Consider the following 15666-nt stretch of genomic DNA (forward strand, 5'->3'; position numbering starts at 1 on the left):
GGTTGGCTTGGCTCCGTTCCCTCTCCCCAGCCCTCTCCCTGAAGGGAGAGGGGGCTTGTCCGTGCCGAGAAGGGATTTGGTGTCAGCCGGATACTCGGTACAAGCCGGCTAACGCCGAAATATCAGCGCACTCCGAACGGTCCCCTCTCCCTTCAGGGAGAGGGTTAGGGAGAGGGCGCTCTTTGGACCGCTGCCAATTCCTTCCGGCAGAACACCCTTCGCGAGCAAGCTCGCTCCTACGAAGAGCAGCGCCCTCATTCAAGCGTTGCGCCGCCCTTCCCAGAAATGCCCCGCCATCATCCTCAACCCCGCCGCCAACTCCGCCACCCGCGCCGCACTGGCCTGGCTATGGCTCGCACTGGCGGCATTGCCGTCGGCCGACTCACGGATGGCCAGCAGGCTGCGTTCGATCTCCTCGCTGGCGCAGCCCTGTTCCTCGATGGCCCCGGCGATCTCCAGGCTCATGCGCTGGATCGCCGAGACCTGCCCGGCGATTTCCTCCAGCGCGCCGGCGGCGCGGCCGGCCTGGTCGAGGCTGGTGTGGGCCTGTTCGCAGCTGTGGCGCAGGGCCTGCACCGAGGCGCCGGCGCCGCGTTGCAGGTCGCCCACCAGCCTGTGGATATCCAGCGCCGAGTCGGCGGTGCGCGAGGCCAGCGCGCGGACTTCGTCGGCGACCACCGCGAAGCCGCGCCCGGCCTCGCCGGCGCGGGCCGCTTCGATGGCGGCGTTGAGCGCCAGCAGGTTGGTCTGCCCGGCGACTTCCTGGATCACCTGCAGCATCCGCGAGATGCCCTCGCTGTGCCCGTGCAGCTGCTCCACCGCCTCGCTGGCCCGGCGTACCGCGTCTTCCAGGGCGGCGAGCTGGCCGCGGGTGGCCTGCACCTCGCCCTGGCCGGCCTGGGTCACCCGTTCGCTGCACTGCGCCGCCACCGCGCTGTGCTGGGCGTGGCGCGCCACTTCCTGGACGCTTTGCGCCAGTTGCTGCATGGCGCTGGCCACCTGGTCGGTCTCCTGCTGCTGGCGGCGCGTGCCGGCGCTGCTGTCGGCCACGGTGCCGGCCAGTTGCCCGGCGTGTTCGGCGAGCTGGCGCGAGGCTTCGGCCATGCGCCCGACCACCGCGCCGGTCTCGGCTTCCAGCATGCGCAGGGCGAAGTCCAGCTCGCCGAATTCATCGACGCGGCCGCTGTACAGGCGCTGGCTCAGCGGGTTGTCGGCGACCTGTCGAGCGCGCGCCAGCAGGGGCCGCAGCGGTTGCAGCTGGTGTGCCAGCCAGGCACCGGAAAGCAGCAGGGCGAGGCCGAAGGCCAAGGGCACGGGCAGCAGATATGCCAGCAGCGCGCCCGCGGCCTGCGCCAGGCCCAGGCCGGCGAGCAGCCGCGGCAACAGGCCCAGGCGTGGCCGGCGCGGCAGCCAGCCACCGCGCATGCGGGCGTACAGGCGCTCGGCGGCGTCGGTCTCGGCGGCACTGGCGCGGGTGCGCACCGACTGGTACTCCACCACCTTGCCGTCATGGCGGATTGGCGTGACGAAGGCGCTCACCCAGTAGTGGTCGCCGTTCTTGCAGCGGTTCTTCACCAGGCCCATCCAGCTGCGCCCGGCCTGCAGCGTCCGCCACAGGTGGGCGAAGGCGGCCGGCGGCATGTCCGGGTGGCGCACGCGGTTGTGGTTGTGCCCCAGCAGTTCCTCGGCGGTGAAGCCGCTGATGGCCAGGAAGTCCGGGTTGACATGGCTGACCGCGCCCTTGAGGTCGGTGGTGGAGAGGATGTTGGCGCTGGCCGGTACCTCGACCTGGCGCCCGCTGACCGGCAGGTTGAGCTTCATCGGTGGGTCTCCATGGGCCCCGGGTACAGGGCGTGGGGTGGCAGCGGCGGGCTGAACAGGAAGCCCTGGGCGAAGCGGCAGCCCTCCTTGCGCAGGAATTCCAGGTGCTCGGGGTGCTCGACGCCCTCGGCCACCACTTCCAGGCCGAGGCTGCGGCCCAGGCCGACGATGGCGCGGCAGATGGCGCTCAGCTCGGGGTCGCCGGGGACCTTGCCGATGAAGCTGCGGTCGACCTTCAGCATGTCCAGCGGGAAGCGCTTGAGGTAGCCCAGGGACGAGTAGCCGGTGCCGAAGTCGTCCAGCGCCAGGCGCACGCCGTGGGCGGCCAGCTCGCGCAGGCAGGCGAGGGTCTCGGCGCCGTCCTGCATCATCAGGCTCTCGGTGATCTCCAGCAGCAGGCTCTGCGGCGCCAGGCCGGTCTCGGCGAGGATCTGCCGCACCCGCTCGGCGAAGCCCGGCTGCTGCAGCTGGCGGATGGACAGGTTCACCGAGCAGTACAGCCAGCTCTGGCCTTCGCGCTGCCAGGCGAGTGTCTGGCGGCAGGCCTCGCGCAGCACCCAGTCGCCGACGCGGACGATCTCGCCGGACTCCTCCAGTGCCGGGATGAACTGCAGCGGCGAGACCGGCTGGCCGTCGCACTGCCAGCGCAGCAGCACTTCCACCGCGACGCGCCGCGGCGGGTCGACGTCGATGCGCAGGATCGGCTGGTAATGCAGGCTGAATTCGCCGCGCTCCAGTGCCTGGCCCAGCGCGCTCTCCAGTTCCAGGCGGCGCTGCGCGGCGGCCTGCAGCTCGCTGGAGAAGCGCGCGTACTGCGCCTTGCCGGCCTCCTTGGCGCGGTACAGGGCGAGGTCGGCGGCCTGCAGGGTGTCGATCGCCTGGCCCTCGGCGATCAGCCCGGTGATGCCGATGCTGGCGCTGACCACCAGGGTGCGGCCGTCCAGGTGCAGCGGCTGGTGCAGGCAGTCGAGCATGCGCTGGGCGACCTGCTCGGCGTCGGCCAGGCTGGCCATGTCGTCCAGCAGCACCACGAACTCGTCGCCGCCGAAGCGCGCCAGGTGGTCGCCGGGGCGCAGGCAGCGCAGCAGGCGCTGGGCCACTTCCACCAGCACGCGGTCGCCGACGCCGTGGCCGAGGCTGTCGTTGATCAGCTTGAAGCGGTCCAGGTCGATGAACAGCAGCCCGGCCTCGCGCGCGCCGGGGCGGCCCTGGCGCTGCAGGGCCTGCTGCAGCAGTTCGTCCAGGCGCAGGCGGTTGGCCAGGCCGGTCAGCGGGTCGTGGCGGGCGGCATGGCTGAGCTGGTGCTCGCTGGCCTTGCGCTGGCTGATGTCGGTCTGCGAGCCGGCCATGCGCCCGTCGGTGATCACCCCGCGGGCCAGCACCCAGAGGTAGCCGCCGTCGCGCTGGCGGATGCGGTACTCATGGTTGAGCAGGGCGGCGCTGCCGCGCAGGTGGGCGTCGATGGCCTGGCGCAGGCCGGGCAGGTCGTCGGGGTGGACGCGGGCGAACCAACTGGCGCTGCCCTCGCCGAGGCTGTCGCGGTTCAGGCCCAGCATGCGCGTCCAGCGCTCGGAGACGTACAGCCGGTCGTTGGCCAGGTCCCAGTCCCAGATGCCGTCGTTGGCTCCGCGCAGGGCCCGGGCGAAGCGCGCCTCGCTTTCCTCCAGGGCCTGGCGCTGGGCGGCGCCGTAGGTGTCGATGGCCAGCGACATGTCGAAGAACACCCGCTTGAGCAGGCTGGAGAAGACCTGCACGCCCTCTGTCGCGCCGAGCAACTCGTCGAGCATGTGCTGCAGGTACAGGCGGTAGGCGCCCAGGTACCACTTCAGCTCCACCCCCACCTGCTGGTGGACCAGGCCGATGCGCAGACGGTCGCGCACGTAGCCGGCGTCCTGCGGGGCTTCCCAGAGCTGCTCGTAATACTGCGCCTGGCTGCGCTTCAGGCGTTGCAGGGTGGCCGGCTCGGCGAGGATGGCCGCCAGCGGCGGGAACTGGCCGAGGTGCTCGTAGAGCTGTTCGATGAAGCGCAGGTGGCTGTCGCCGCGGTCGTCGGCGGCCTGCTGCAGGCACCGCTCGTCGGTCGCCTGCCAGTGCAGGTAGCGCAGGCGCTGGTCGATCTCCGCCGGCGACAGGCCGATGCGGTCGAGCATGTGGTCGAGCTTCGGTCCCAGGCCCATGCTTGCCTCCTTGTTTTTCTGCGGGCATGAAAAAAGCGCCGTGCCCGTCGCACGATGGATTCGGCGACAGGCACGGCGCTTTGTCTTGCAGGCCCTTGGCGTCCTGCCCGGCAAAGCCGGTTTCCGCCTGCTTGGCGGAACACTGGTCGGCAGTTTTTACACCATCGGCGGGGAGCCGGACAACTCCCGCAGCGCGGCCTCCAGGCGCCGGCGCAGTTGCCCCAGCTCGCGCGAGCGGAAGGCGTGGCGGCTGCGCTCGAGCACGCCGACGGCGTCGGCCAGCAGGGCGTGCAGGCGCGCGGTGTCGCTCAGCGCGGCGTCCTTGAACCAACGACACAGCGGGGCCTGCTCGCAATCGCCGGGGCCGGCGAGCACCGCGCAGGGTACCTGGTAGACGGCGAGCAGGGCGCGCACCTGGCGCGCCACGTCCTCGTCCTGGGAAGTCACCAATAACTGGGCCGGCAGCCGGCTAAGGGTCATGGCGTCATGCTCGTGGGTGGCAAAGGGCCACCACCCTAGCCGAACGCCATGCCCGGGCATTGACGCGGATCAGTCCCGCGGCGACCTGCCGCGCCTCAGCTGGCCGCGCTGGAGCCCGGCGGCACGTCGTGGCTGGGCGGCTGGGCGGCGGCTTCCAGGGCCTCCTCGACGTAGTCGTCCTCGTGCTCCTCGCCGGCACCGGCCTCGGGGTTGTCCAGCACGGCGTAGGCGATGGCGCAGAACAGCGAGTTCAGGCGCTTCATGTCGGCGATCAGGTCCAGGTGCAGCGAGCTGGTCTCGATGCTCTGCACCACCTGCTGGCGCAGGCGGTCGACGTGGGCGTGGGCGTAGCGGCGTTCCTGCAGGCGGAAGCGCTGCTTGGCCCGGCGCAGGCGCCGCGCGCCTTCCTGGTCGCCGTTGAGGAACACCGACAGGCTCAGGCGCAGGTTGACCAGCAGCTGGCTGTGCAGCGCGGTGATCTCGGCCAGGCCGTTGTCCGAAAAGGAGCGGCTGCGCGAGGTCTTCTTGTCCTGCACGGCGCTGAGCATGTGCTCGATGATGTCGCCGGCCTGCTCCAGGTTGATGGCCAGCTCGATGACCTCGGCCCAGCGCCGGCTGTCGCGCTCGCTCAGGTCCTCGCGGGGCATGCGCGCCAGGTACAGCTTGATCGCCGTGTAGAGCGCGTCGACATCGTCGTCGAGCTTGCGGATCTCCTTGCCCAGCAAGGGGTCGCCGGCGCGGGTCACCTGCAGCAGGTTGGTCAGCATCTGCTCGACGATGTCGCCCATGCGCAGCGTCTCGCGCACCGCGTTGACCAGCGCCAGGCTCGGCGTGTCCAGCGCCGCCGGGTCGAGGTGGCGCGGGCGCACGCGGTCCTCGGGGGTGGCGCGGTCGGGCATGATGCGCGTGCAGAAGGCGGCCATCTGGGTGGTCAGCGGCAGGCAGGCGAGGCAGCGCACCGAGTTGTAGAGCACGTGGAAGGCGATCACCAGCTCCTGGGTACGGAACGGCCAGCCGTCCACCCACTGCGCCAGCGGGCCGATCAGCGGCAGCACCAGCACGCAGCCGGCGACCTTGAACAGCAGGCTGCCCAGGGCCACGCGGCGGCCGGCGGCGTTCTGCGAGCTGGAGCCGATCAGGGCGAGGATGCCGGTGCCCAGGTTGGCGCCCACCACCAGGCACAGCGCGACCTTCAGCGAGATCACCTTGGAGGTGGCGAGGGTCGCGGTGAGCAGCACGGCGGCCAGGCTGGAGTAGGAGATCATGGCGAACAGCGCGCCGGTCAGGGCGTCGAGCATGACGTCGCCGGTAAGGCTGGAGAACAGCACCTTCACGCCCTTGGCCTGGGTCATGGGCCCGGCGGCCTCGACGATCAGCTGCAGCGCCAGGATGATCAGGCCCAGGCCGATGAACACCCGGCCCAGCTGGCCCAGGCGCGTCTGCTTGCGGGTGAGGAAGAAGATCACCCCGAAGAAGATCAGCAGCGGCGACAGCCACGACAGGTCGAGGGTCAGCACCCGCGCCATCAGCGCCGTCCCGACGTCGGCGCCGAGCATGATCGCCAGCGCCGGGGCCAGCGCCATCAGCCCGCTGGCGACGAAGGAGGTGGCCAGCAACGCGGTGGCGTTGCTGCTCTGCACCAGGGCGGTGACGCCGATGCCGGCGGCGAAGGCCAGCGGGCGTTTCTGTACGCTGCGGCTGAGGATGCGCCGCAGGTCGCTGCCGTACACCCGGAGGATGCCGGTGCGCACGATGTGCGTGCCCCACACCAGCAAGGCGACGGCGGAAAGCAGGTTGAGCAATGTCAGCATGGCGGCCCCCTCGTTACTGCATGGCCGCCCTGGCGTGACTGCACGGTGGGACGACTCTGGCCGATTTTTCTGTCATCTAAATGTCATAGTAGACCCACGCAGTCCCGCGAGGGTTCGACAAGATGCTGATTCGCCGGGGTGTTTACCTTCAGTAAAGCCCCTGCGGCGGGGTTTTGCAGGGATGCCCGGAAAATCACGATCGTAGGAGCGGACCTTGTCCGCGATAGCCGGAAATATCGGCGCGATTCGCGGATGAGATCCGCTCCTACAAGGGGTATCCGAACCGCGGTTCCTCCCGGCCATCCCCGCGGGCTAGACTGCCCCGGACACCACCGCCAGCGGAAACCCCCGATGCCCAAGCGCCTTCTCGCCACCCTGCGCCTGTTCCTCGCCCTCGGCCTGACCCTGGGCCTGGGCGCCTGCGCCAGCCTGTTCGGCAACGACCCGCTGAAGATCGACCTGGTGGGCCTGGAGCCCCTGGCCGGGCAGGGCATGGAGGCGCGTTTCGCGGTCAAGCTGCGGGTGCAGAACCCCAACGACCGGGACATCGACTACGACGGCGTGGCCCTGGACCTGAGCGTCAACGGCCGCCCGCTGGCCAGCGGGGTGAGCGACCAGCGCGGGCAGGTGCCGCGCTTCGGCGAGGCGGTGCTCAGCGTGCCGGTGAGCATCTCCGCCTTCCGCCTGGTGCGCCAGGCCTGGGGCCTGGGCAACGCGCCGCCGCGCCAGGGCATGCCCTACGAAATCAGCGGCAAGCTCGGCGGCGGCCTGTTCGGCACCGTGCGCTTCAGCGACAAGGGCACCCTGGAGTGGCCGGCCGGGGCGCCCTTGCCGACGCTCTAGGGTTTTACCAACTCTGGTTGAAGTGGATGCCGCGATCGATGGACAGGGTCGGCGCCATCAGCTTGTAGCCTTCCTCGCCGCGCAGCTTGAGCAGCTTCACCCGTTCGACCTGGGGCTGGGTGAGGTCTTCCAGCTTCGCCAGGCTGGCCTTGCCCAGCAGCTCCGGGTCCTTGACCCAGTCCTGGACGTTGCGCGGGGTGATTTCGAAGGTGACCAGCCAGCCCTTTTCCACCGCCGGGCCGAAGTCGTCCTTGCCCAGCTCGGAGACGTCCTTGATCTCGTTGCTGAACCCATCGCTGTAGCAGAAGCCCTTACGTTCGGGTTGGTAGGTGGCCTTGCCGGTATCGGTGAGGCTGTAGGTCAGGCCATCCTTGTGCAGCAGGCCGACCTTGACGAAGGCGTCGAAGACGTCGGCGTTGCTGCTGTCGGGGGTGCCGGGCGTGCCGAGGGTCAGCGGGAACTTGTCGAACATGCCGGTGGCGCAGTGCGGCTGGTCGAGTTTCAGCGTCGCCAGCTTCTTCTCGATCTCGTCGTGGGAGGGAGTGCCGCCGGAGCAGCCGGCGAGCAGGGCCAGCAGGACGCCGGCCGCGGGGAGTTTGCGGAGCATGGCTTTTCCTCTTCCATGGATAGCGAAACGGCCCCATTCAGGGGCCGTGCGGATCATACCAGGGTCCTGGCCGTCACTGACCGGGGATGTCGCGGCGCAGCTGCACCGGCTCGACCGGCTTGCGCCCGCGCGCCGTGCGCATGCGGATGTTCAGCGCTTCCACCGCCAGCGAGAAGGCCATGGCGAAGTAGACGTAGCCCTTGGGCACGTGGACCTCGAAGGCTTCGGCGATGAGCACGGTGCCGACCACGATGAGGAACGACAGCGCCAGCATCTTCAGCGACGGGTGCTGGTCGATGAAGGCGCTGATGGCGCCGGAGGCCAGCATCATCACCAGCACCGCGACGACGATGGCGGCGACCATCACCGGCACGTTGGAGACCATGCCCACGGCGGTGATCACCGAGTCGAGGGAGAACACGATGTCGATGATGGCGATCTGCACGATGGTGCCGAGGAAGCCGCCGAGCAGGCTCTTCGGGTCCGGTTGCTGATCGGTTTCGTCCTCGCCTTCCAGGCCGTGGTAGATCTCGCTGCTGCTCTTCCACAGCAGGAACAGGCCGCCGCAGAACAGGATCAGGTCACGCCCGGAAATGCCCTGGCCGAGCACGCTGAACAGGTCGGCGGTCAGGCGCATCACCCAGGTGATCGACAGCAGCAGGAGGATGCGTGTGACCATCGCCAGGGCCAGGCCGAACAGCCGCGTGCGCGCCTGCATGGCCTTGGGCATGCGCCCCACCAGGATGGAGATCATGATGATGTTGTCGATGCCCAGGACGATCTCCAGGGCGGTCAGGGTGAGGAGCGCGACCCAGATTTCCGGGTTGGTCAGCCATTCCATTTACGGGTCTACCAGTCTTCAGTCGTTGAACAGGGGAACAGCCCCAGCAGCAGGGCGGCGGCGAGGATAGCGAGACACACCAGCGCTGCCCAGCGCAGGGTGAAGCGCTGGTGGTCGCCGAAGTCCACCTTGGCCAGGCCCACCAGCAGGTAGGTGGAGGGCACCAGCGGGCTGAGCAGGTGCACCGGCTGGCCGACGATGGAGGCGCGGGCCATTTCCACCGGGCTGATGCCGTACTGCGCGGCGGCCTGGGTGAGCACCGGCAGCACGCCGTAGTAGAAGGCATCGTTGGACATGAAGAAGGTGAACGGCAGGCTGACCAGCGCGGTGATGGTCGCCAGGTACGGCCCCAGCGCCGGCGGGATCACCGCCAGCAGGCTCTTCGACATGGCCTCGACCATGCCGGTTCCGGAGAGGATGCCGGTGAACACACCGGCGGCGAAGATCAGCGAGACCACCGCCAGCACGTTCTCGGCATGGGCGCCGATGCGCTTCTTCTGCTCGAGGATGCACGGGTAGTTGACGATCATGGCGATGCCGAAGGCGATCATGAACAGCACCGGCATCGGCAGCAGCCCGGCGATCAGCGTGGCCATCAGTACCAGCGTCAGCGCGCCGTTGAACCACAGCAGCTTCGGCCGCCGCGCGTCGGGGTACTGCGAGACGCTGACCTCGGCCGCGTCCAGGTGCTCGCCGGGCAGGTGCAGCTGGCCCAGGCGCGCGCGCTCGCGTTTGCCGTATACCCAGGCGATGGCGAAGATGGTGGCGAGGCCCGCGACCATCGCCGGGATCATCGGCACGAAGATGTCCGCCGGGTCCACGTGCAGGGCGCTGGCGGCGCGGGCGGTGGGGCCGCCCCAGGGGGTCATGTTGAGCACGCCGCTGGAGAGCATGATCAGGCAGGCCATCAGCAGCGGGCTCATGCCCAGGCGCTGGTACAGCGGCAGCACCGCGGCCACGCAGATCATGTAGGTGGTGGAACCGTCGCCGTCGAGGGAGACGATCATCGCCAGGGCCGCGGTGCCCAGCGAGACCTTCAGCGGGTCGCCCTTGACCAGCCGCAGGATCTTGCGCACCGCCGGGTCGAACAGCCCCGAGTCGATCATGATGGCGAAGTAGAGGATGGCGAACATCAGCATCACCCCGGTCGGCGCCAGGGTGCGGATGCCGTCGAGCATCATCGGCCCCAGGCCCGCGGCGAAACCGCCGAGCAGGGCGAAGGCGATGGGCACCAGGATCAGCGCGATGAGCGCCGAGAGGCGCCGCGTCATGATCAGGAACATGAAGGTCGCCACCATGGCGAAGGCGAGGAAGGTCAGCATCGGAGGCCTCCGTCGGGTCAGCGCGGCGGGTGGCCGGGCAGGGACGGGGCGGAGCGGCGGTTCAAGCGTGTCATGGCATCACCCGTGTTGTTCTTGTGCGGATAACCCGCCGCCGGGCAGCGGAGGGGAGGGCGGATGCTAGGGGCTCAAGCTTTCAGCAGGCTTTCGCGGGAAAAGGCGGCGATCGTCGGTGAAGAGGTGATGTTTCCGGATGTTTCCGGACCGGCTCTTCGTAGGAGCGAGCTTGCTCGCGAACCGCATGGCATCACAGCCGCCGGGAAATCCCCGTTCGCGAGCAAGCTCGCTCCTACAGGAAAGGGCCCCCGCGGGGGATTTTCCCGCCCCGTTGCGGTGCACCCCGGGAAAAACGCCGGATTCGCTTGAATCCCCCGCCCCGCCTGGGTTATCCATGCTTCGCCCTTTCGCTGAAGCCATGGATACGCCGTATGACTTTCCCAGTGCCAGCCCACCTCGCCGAAGGCTCCGAGAAGCCCGCCGGCCGCATTCGCCAGAAGAACGAGGAAGTCATCCTCGCCGCCGCCGAAGAAGAGTTCGCCCGCCACGGCTTCAAGGGCACCAGCATGAACGCCATCGCCCTGCGCGCCGACCTGCCCAAGGCCAACCTGCACTACTACTTCAGCAACAAGCTGGGGCTCTACACCGCGGTGCTGGGCAACATCCTCGACCTCTGGGACAGTACCTTCAACCACCTGTCCGCCGAGGACGACCCGGCCACCGCCCTGGCCGGCTACATCCGCGCCAAGATGGAGTTCTCCCGCCGCCACCCGCTGGCCTCGCGGATCTTCGCCATGGAGATCATCAGCGGCGGGCAGTGCCTGAGCAGCCACTTCAACCAGGACTACCGCGCCTGGTTCCGCGGCCGCGCGGCGGTGTTCGAGGCCTGGATCGCCGCCGGCAAGATGGACCCGGTGGACCCGGTCAACCTGATCTTCCTGCTCTGGGGCAGCACCCAGCACTACGCCGACTTCGCCACCCAGATCGCCTTCGTCACCGGGCGCAAGCGCATGTCCCGGCAGGACTTCAGCGAGGCCGCCGACAACCTCATCCGCATCATCCTCAAGGGCTGCGGGCTGACGCCGCCGGCCACGGCATGAGCTTCACCCTCGCCGGCCCGGCCAGCTACGCCGAGGACATCCGCAAGAGCCGCTTCACCTGCCTGGCCGCGCCCATCGCCAGCGAGGTCGAGGCCCAGGCCTTCCTCGCCGCCCACCGCGACGCCAGCGCCGGGCACAACTGCTGGGCCTGGAAGCTCGGCGCGCAATACCGCTTCAGCGACGACGGCGAACCCGGCGGCACCGCCGGGCGGCCGATACTCGCGGCCATCGAGGGCCAGGCCATGGACCGCGTGGTGGTGCTGGTCAGCCGCTGGTTCGGCGGCATCAAGCTCGGCACCGGCGGCCTGGCCCGCGCCTACGGCGGCTGCGCGGCCAAGTGCCTGCAGGACGCCCCGCGCATCGAGCTGGTGCCCAGCACGCGCCTGGCCTTCGCCTGCGGCTTCGCCGAGCACGCGCTGCTCAAGGCGCGCATCCTCGCCCTGGGCGCGAGCATCGAGGACGAGGCCTACGGCGCCGAGGGTGTGGATATCCGCCTGAGCCTGCCCGATACCCAGGTCGAAGCGCTGCAACGGCTGCTCGGCGACCTCAGCCGTGGCCGCATCCGCGCCACCCGCCTCGACGACTGAAGCAATTATCCCCAGGGCTTTTCCACCGGCGGTGGGTTTTTGTCCCCGGTTCCTGTGCGGCATCCTGTGGACAAACTGTGCCCCCTCCGCTCCAGGCCTCGTCAGCCCTGGCCTGCAAGGCTTTGCGCAGAATTTGTCCAAACCCCGCAAAAGGCCGTTTCCGGCTATCCCCGGATAGCGTGGGCAAGGCTGTGGAAAAACTGTCGATGAAGGCCCCGGAAGCAGGTATTCCGGGGGCTGCGCGAGGCTGTACGTTTTTTGCTCTGCAATGGCCTGAAAGCCACGTAATTCAAGGGCTTAGGCCGGGCTTGGCAGCACCGGAAAAGGACCCTGGACAAACCCGGTATAAGCCCTTGGCAAGCTGTGAATATCCTGGTGGAAAACCACGCTGGAGGCAGCACTTGTGCAGGGCAGGGGAAAGGCTGCGGAGAGGCCGGCGGAACTGGGGTTTTCCACGGCCAGGCGAATGGATTGCTCACAGAGGCCGTGGACAGCGTTGTGGATATCCTCTGGGGAAAACTTCCGATGCCAGAACCGCCGCCGGCTGGCGAAAACTGTACGTTTTTCGAGCAGAAAGCCCCGAAATTGCTGGGCTGCAGAAGGGTATCCACAAATCGAAGAGGCAAAAAAGCGCCTATGGAGCCTCCCTGTGGAAGCCTGCCGCCTGTGGACAGCGAAAACCCCTTTTCAACAGTGGATAACAGGAGCGTAGGGCGTATAACCGTTCGCGGTTATACGCCGTTACACCGCCCTCATGCCCGGCCTCTGGCCCGAACCCGAAGCGCCCCGGACAGGCGCTCCGGGGCCAGCTCCGAGGCGCGCCTGGCGCCAAGGTCAAACGGCGTATAACGCGGAGCGTTATACGCCCTACATCAGGCCCAACCACAGCGTAGGGCGTATAACCGTTCGCGGTTATACGCCGTTACACCACCCTCATGCCTGGCCTCTGGTCCGAACCCGGAGCGCCCCGGACAGGCGCTTCGGGGCCAGCTCCGAGGCGCGCCTGGCGCCAAGGTCAAACGGCGTATAACGCGGAGCGTTATACGCCCTACGTCCAGCCGCGGCGTTACAAGCGGAACTGCCCCATCTGCCGCTGCAGGTCGTCGGCCAGGCCGCGCAGGGCGTGGCATTGCTCGCGGCCCTGGTGCACCTCGCCGGCGGTGGCGCGGGCCAGGTCGGCGATGCCCTGGACGTTGCGGTTGATTTCCTCGGTGACCGCGCTCTGTTCCTCGGTGGCGGCGGCGACCTGGTGGTTGATGTCGCTGATGCGCTCCACCTGGTCGGCGATGGCGCCCAGCGAGGCGCCGGCGCGCTGGTTGGCGGCCAGGCCCTCGCCGGTGGCCGCCTGGCCCGAGTGCATGGAGCTGACCGCCTGCTCGGCGCCCTGCTTGAGGCGCTGGATCATCGCCTGGATCTCGTCGGTGGAGCCCTGGGTGCGCCCGGCCAGGGTGCGCACCTCGTCGGCCACCACGGCGAAGCCGCGGCCCAGTTCGCCGGCGCGCGCGGCCTCGATGGCGGCGTTGAGCGCCAGCAGGTTGGTCTGCTCGGAAATGCCGCGGATCACCGCCAGTACCTGGTCGATGGTCGCGACCTGGGCCGCGAGGTCGCTCACCGCCTCGGCGGCCTGGCCGATCTCGGCGGACATGCGCTCGCCATGCTGCAGCGAGCCGCCCACCACCTGGCGCGCCTGGCCGGCTTCGCCACGGGCCTGCTGCGAGGCGCTGGCGGCCTGCTCGGCGTTGCGCGCGATTTCCTGCACGGTGCTGCCCATCTCGTTCACCGCCGTGGCCACCATGTCGGTCATCTCCTGCTGGCGGCTGGCGTGCTCCGCGGTGTTATCCACAACCCGCGCCACCTCGGCCACGCTGCGCTGCAACTGCTGGCTGGTGGCGAGCACGGCGCCGATCAGCTGGCGCTGGCCTTCGAGGAAGCGGTTGAAGCCGCGGGCCAGGTCGCCCAGCTCGTCGGCGCGGGAGTCGTCCAGGCGGCGTGTCAGGTCGCCGCCGCCGGCGCCTATGTCCAGCAGCGCCGTGGTCACCTGGCGGATCGGCCGCACCAGGCCGCGGGCCAGCAGCACCACCAGGCCCAGGCAGAGCAGCGCCACCGCCGCGCCGGCCAGGCCGGACAGGCGCAGGGCCTGGCGCGCGTCGGCGTAGACCTCGGCCTCCGGCACCTCGCTGACCAGCGTCCAGCCGAGGTCGCGCAGCGGCAGGCTGGCGGCCAGGTAGGCCTCGCCATCGCGTTCGAAGCGGCTACTGTGGAAGCCCGGCTGGCCGAGCAGCGCCCGGGCCGCGTCGCCGCCCACCAGGTCGGCCAGGGCCTTGCCGAGGGCCCGGGCTGGGTCCGGGTGGATCTGCACCTGGCCGTCGTTCTTCACCAGGTACACGTGGCCGGACTGGCCGAAGCGGAAGTCGCGGATCAGCTTCGACAGCTCGTCCATGCGCAGGCCCAGGCCGGCGATGCCCAGCAGCTTGCCGTCGCGTTCGACGCGGCGGTCGATGAACAGCGTGAGTTCGCCGCTGCCGACGTCGGTGTCGATGTTCAGCACCTGCGGCCGGCCGCTGCCGATGAAGTTGAAGCACCAGGCGTCCTGGGGCTCGCTGCGGGACAGGGTGCGTTCCTTGCCCTTGTCGCTGTAGTAGGCGTCGCTGGCCCGGCTGACGATGAGCGCGGCGAAGGCCTGCTGCGAGGTACGGATGCCGCCCAGGTAGCGGACGAAGTCGGCCTGCCGCGCCGGGTCCTCGCCGGCGGCCAGCCAGTCCTGCACCAGGCTGTTGTCGGCGATGCCGGCGGCGGCGGTGAGCGGGCCGGTGAGCCGGCGCTCGAAGTCGTTGGCGATGGCCTGGATGCTCGCCGGCAGCGCCTGTTCGAGCAGGTAGCGCTCGCTCAGGCGGTTGACCAGCACGGCGTAGAGGCCGAGCACGATGAGCAGGCTGAGCAGCAGGGCGGCGCCCATGCTGAGGATGAGTTGGGTCTGGATGCTGCGAAGGCGCATTTGTTGTTGTCCTCGTGTCGCGCGGCGAATCCTTTCGCGGGTGGGATGCGGGGCGTGTGGACGGGGCCGGAAGGGTTATCGGCCAGGAGGCGGGAAACTGTTGTCCCGTTGGTCAGGTTTTTCGGCGTGGGCTGGGCGGATAAGGGTTGATCCCGGTATCGGATGCGCTCCGGCCTTGGCCGAGGCGCTTGGCATGAGGGCGGTGTAGCGGCGGATAACCGCGAACGGTTATTCGCCCTACGTGCGGTTTGCCTCGGTGCACAGGGCTTTCCATTCGACGCCGCTGCGGGTGGTGCGTGGCGGGGCGTCCTGGTGATAGCGGGCGATGACCTGGGCGGCCACGGCGATGGCCACCTCCAGCGGGCGCTTGCCGGGTACCTCGGGCAGGCCGATGGGGCAGTGCAGGGTTTCGATGGCGGCTGTGGAAAAGCCGCGCTGTTCCAGGCGCATGCGGCAGCGCTGGGCCTTGGTCTGCGAGCCGATCATGCCGAGGAAGCCGGCGTCGCCGCGCTTGAGCACCGCTTCGGCCAGCGCATAGTCCAGCGGGTGGTTGTGGGTCATGATCAGGTAGTAGCTGCCCGGCGGCGCCTTATCCACAGCCTCCGGCGGATCGTCCAGCAGGCTGCAGCGCACCCCTGTGGGTAACTCGGCGGGGAATTCCGCGGCGCGGCTGTCCACCCATTCCAGGCGCAGCGGCAGGCCCGCCAGCAGCGGCGCCAGGGCGCGGCCGACGTGGCCGGCGCCGAACAGCAGCACCTGCGGCCCGCGCACCGCGAAGCATTCGAACAGCAGGCTGGCGCGGCCGCCGCAGCACTGGCCCAGGCGCGCGCCCAGGGGGAAGTGCTCCAGGCTCTGGGCATCCTTGCCGGCCAGCAGCAGTTGGCGCGCGTGCTCGGTGGCGGCCAGTTCCAGGTGGCCGCCGCCGATGGTGTCGTAGCAGGCGTCGGCCGTGACCAGCATCTTGCAGCCGGCCTCGCGCGGGGTGGAGCCCTGGACGCCGATGACGGTGACCAGTACGTAGGGCTCGGCGCCGTCGCGCAGGCGGGCGATGGCGTCCATCCAGGTGG

The 15666-nt window shown here is 69.3% G+C and carries 12 protein-coding genes; 3 read left to right on the plus strand and 9 right to left on the minus strand.

Annotated features, from left to right (window positions below; genetic code table 11):
• Positions 1-258 precede the first annotated feature (258 nt).
• The 4 genes from PKO50_RS31115 to PKO50_RS31130 form a co-directional block, all read right to left on the minus strand.
• Positions 259-1821 carry a PAS domain-containing methyl-accepting chemotaxis protein gene (locus PKO50_RS31115; RefSeq protein ID WP_275628161.1) on the minus strand — a complete coding sequence of 521 codons (1563 nt, stop codon included), beginning with the start codon at positions 1819-1821 and terminating at the stop codon, positions 259-261.
• Positions 1818-3998 (minus strand): EAL domain-containing protein, encoded by a 2181-nt coding sequence (locus PKO50_RS31120; RefSeq protein ID WP_275628162.1) that lies wholly within the window; start codon positions 3996-3998, stop codon positions 1818-1820. Before PKO50_RS31120 ends, PKO50_RS31115 begins: the two co-directional genes overlap by 4 nt.
• Before the next feature lie 156 nt (positions 3999-4154).
• The gene (locus tag PKO50_RS31125) at positions 4155-4478 is read right to left on the minus strand and encodes a hypothetical protein (RefSeq protein ID WP_089392538.1); all 324 of its coding nucleotides are present in this window, start codon (positions 4476-4478) and stop codon (positions 4155-4157) included.
• A gap of 95 nt (positions 4479-4573) precedes the next feature.
• Positions 4574-6289 (minus strand): Na/Pi cotransporter family protein, encoded by a 1716-nt coding sequence (locus tag PKO50_RS31130; protein WP_109934093.1) that lies wholly within the window; start codon positions 6287-6289, stop codon positions 4574-4576.
• A 351-nt stretch (positions 6290-6640) separates the two neighbouring features.
• Between PKO50_RS31130 and PKO50_RS31135 the strand changes: the two genes are divergently transcribed.
• Positions 6641-7132 carry an LEA type 2 family protein gene (locus PKO50_RS31135; protein WP_109934094.1) on the plus strand — a complete coding sequence of 164 codons (492 nt, stop codon included), beginning with the start codon at positions 6641-6643 and terminating at the stop codon, positions 7130-7132.
• A 4-nt stretch (positions 7133-7136) separates the two neighbouring features.
• Here the strand turns inward: PKO50_RS31135 and PKO50_RS31140 are convergent, their stop codons facing one another.
• From PKO50_RS31140 to PKO50_RS31150, 3 genes are all read right to left on the minus strand, one after another.
• Complete coding sequence (locus tag PKO50_RS31140) at positions 7137-7739, minus strand: hypothetical protein (protein ID WP_275628163.1); 603 nt, start codon at positions 7737-7739, stop codon at positions 7137-7139.
• Between the two features lie 73 nt (positions 7740-7812).
• Positions 7813-8580 (minus strand): TerC family protein, encoded by a 768-nt coding sequence (locus PKO50_RS31145; RefSeq protein WP_109934095.1) that lies wholly within the window; start codon positions 8578-8580, stop codon positions 7813-7815.
• Between the two features lie 8 nt (positions 8581-8588).
• Entirely contained in the window at positions 8589-9902 is a 1314-nt protein-coding gene (locus tag PKO50_RS31150; protein WP_275628164.1) for a CitMHS family transporter, read from the minus strand.
• Positions 9903-10348: 446 nt separating this feature from the next.
• On the opposite strand from PKO50_RS31150, the gene PKO50_RS31155 reads away from it, so the two are divergent.
• Together PKO50_RS31155 and PKO50_RS31160 are read left to right on the plus strand one after the other, a co-directional pair.
• Positions 10349-11017, plus strand: a complete 669-nt coding sequence (locus PKO50_RS31155) for a TetR/AcrR family transcriptional regulator (RefSeq protein WP_109937184.1) — start codon at positions 10349-10351, stop codon at positions 11015-11017.
• Positions 11014-11604 (plus strand): YigZ family protein, encoded by a 591-nt coding sequence (locus PKO50_RS31160; protein ID WP_275628165.1) that lies wholly within the window; start codon positions 11014-11016, stop codon positions 11602-11604. Before PKO50_RS31155 ends, PKO50_RS31160 begins: the two co-directional genes overlap by 4 nt.
• 1066 nt (positions 11605-12670) lie before the next feature.
• Here the strand turns inward: PKO50_RS31160 and PKO50_RS31165 are convergent.
• On the minus strand, positions 12671-14599 hold the full coding sequence (locus PKO50_RS31165) for a methyl-accepting chemotaxis protein (RefSeq protein WP_275628166.1): 1929 nt from the start codon (positions 14597-14599) through the stop codon (positions 12671-12673).
• 237 nt (positions 14600-14836) lie between these two features.
• Entirely contained in the window at positions 14837-15658 is an 822-nt protein-coding gene (xdhC, locus tag PKO50_RS31170; protein WP_275628167.1) for a xanthine dehydrogenase accessory protein XdhC, read from the minus strand.
• Positions 15659-15666 lie beyond the last annotated feature (8 nt).

Origin of the sequence: Pseudomonas sp. 273 (assembly GCF_029201425.1) — a bacterium.
Lineage (GTDB): Bacteria > Pseudomonadota > Gammaproteobacteria > Pseudomonadales > Pseudomonadaceae > Pseudomonas > Pseudomonas delhiensis.

Coding starts and splice junctions, on each gene's coding strand:
- PKO50_RS31115 (WP_275628161.1), bottom strand. CDS start 1,821: ATGAAGCTCAACCTGCCGGTCAGCGGGCGCCAGGTCGAGGTACCGGCC.
- PKO50_RS31120 (WP_275628162.1), bottom strand. CDS start 3,998: ATGGGCCTGGGACCGAAGCTCGACCACATGCTCGACCGCATCGGCCTG.
- PKO50_RS31125 (WP_089392538.1), bottom strand. CDS start 4,478: ATGACCCTTAGCCGGCTGCCGGCCCAGTTATTGGTGACTTCCCAGGAC.
- PKO50_RS31130 (WP_109934093.1), bottom strand. CDS start 6,289: ATGCTGACATTGCTCAACCTGCTTTCCGCCGTCGCCTTGCTGGTGTGG.
- PKO50_RS31135 (WP_109934094.1), top strand. CDS start 6,641: ATGCCCAAGCGCCTTCTCGCCACCCTGCGCCTGTTCCTCGCCCTCGGC.
- PKO50_RS31140 (WP_275628163.1), bottom strand. CDS start 7,739: ATGCTCCGCAAACTCCCCGCGGCCGGCGTCCTGCTGGCCCTGCTCGCC.
- PKO50_RS31145 (WP_109934095.1), bottom strand. CDS start 8,580: ATGGAATGGCTGACCAACCCGGAAATCTGGGTCGCGCTCCTCACCCTG.
- PKO50_RS31150 (WP_275628164.1), bottom strand. CDS start 9,902: ATGCTGACCTTCCTCGCCTTCGCCATGGTGGCGACCTTCATGTTCCTG.
- PKO50_RS31155 (WP_109937184.1), top strand. CDS start 10,349: ATGACTTTCCCAGTGCCAGCCCACCTCGCCGAAGGCTCCGAGAAGCCC.
- PKO50_RS31160 (WP_275628165.1), top strand. CDS start 11,014: ATGAGCTTCACCCTCGCCGGCCCGGCCAGCTACGCCGAGGACATCCGC.
- PKO50_RS31165 (WP_275628166.1), bottom strand. CDS start 14,599: ATGCGCCTTCGCAGCATCCAGACCCAACTCATCCTCAGCATGGGCGCC.
- xdhC (WP_275628167.1), bottom strand. CDS start 15,658: ATGGACGCCATCGCCCGCCTGCGCGACGGCGCCGAGCCCTACGTACTG.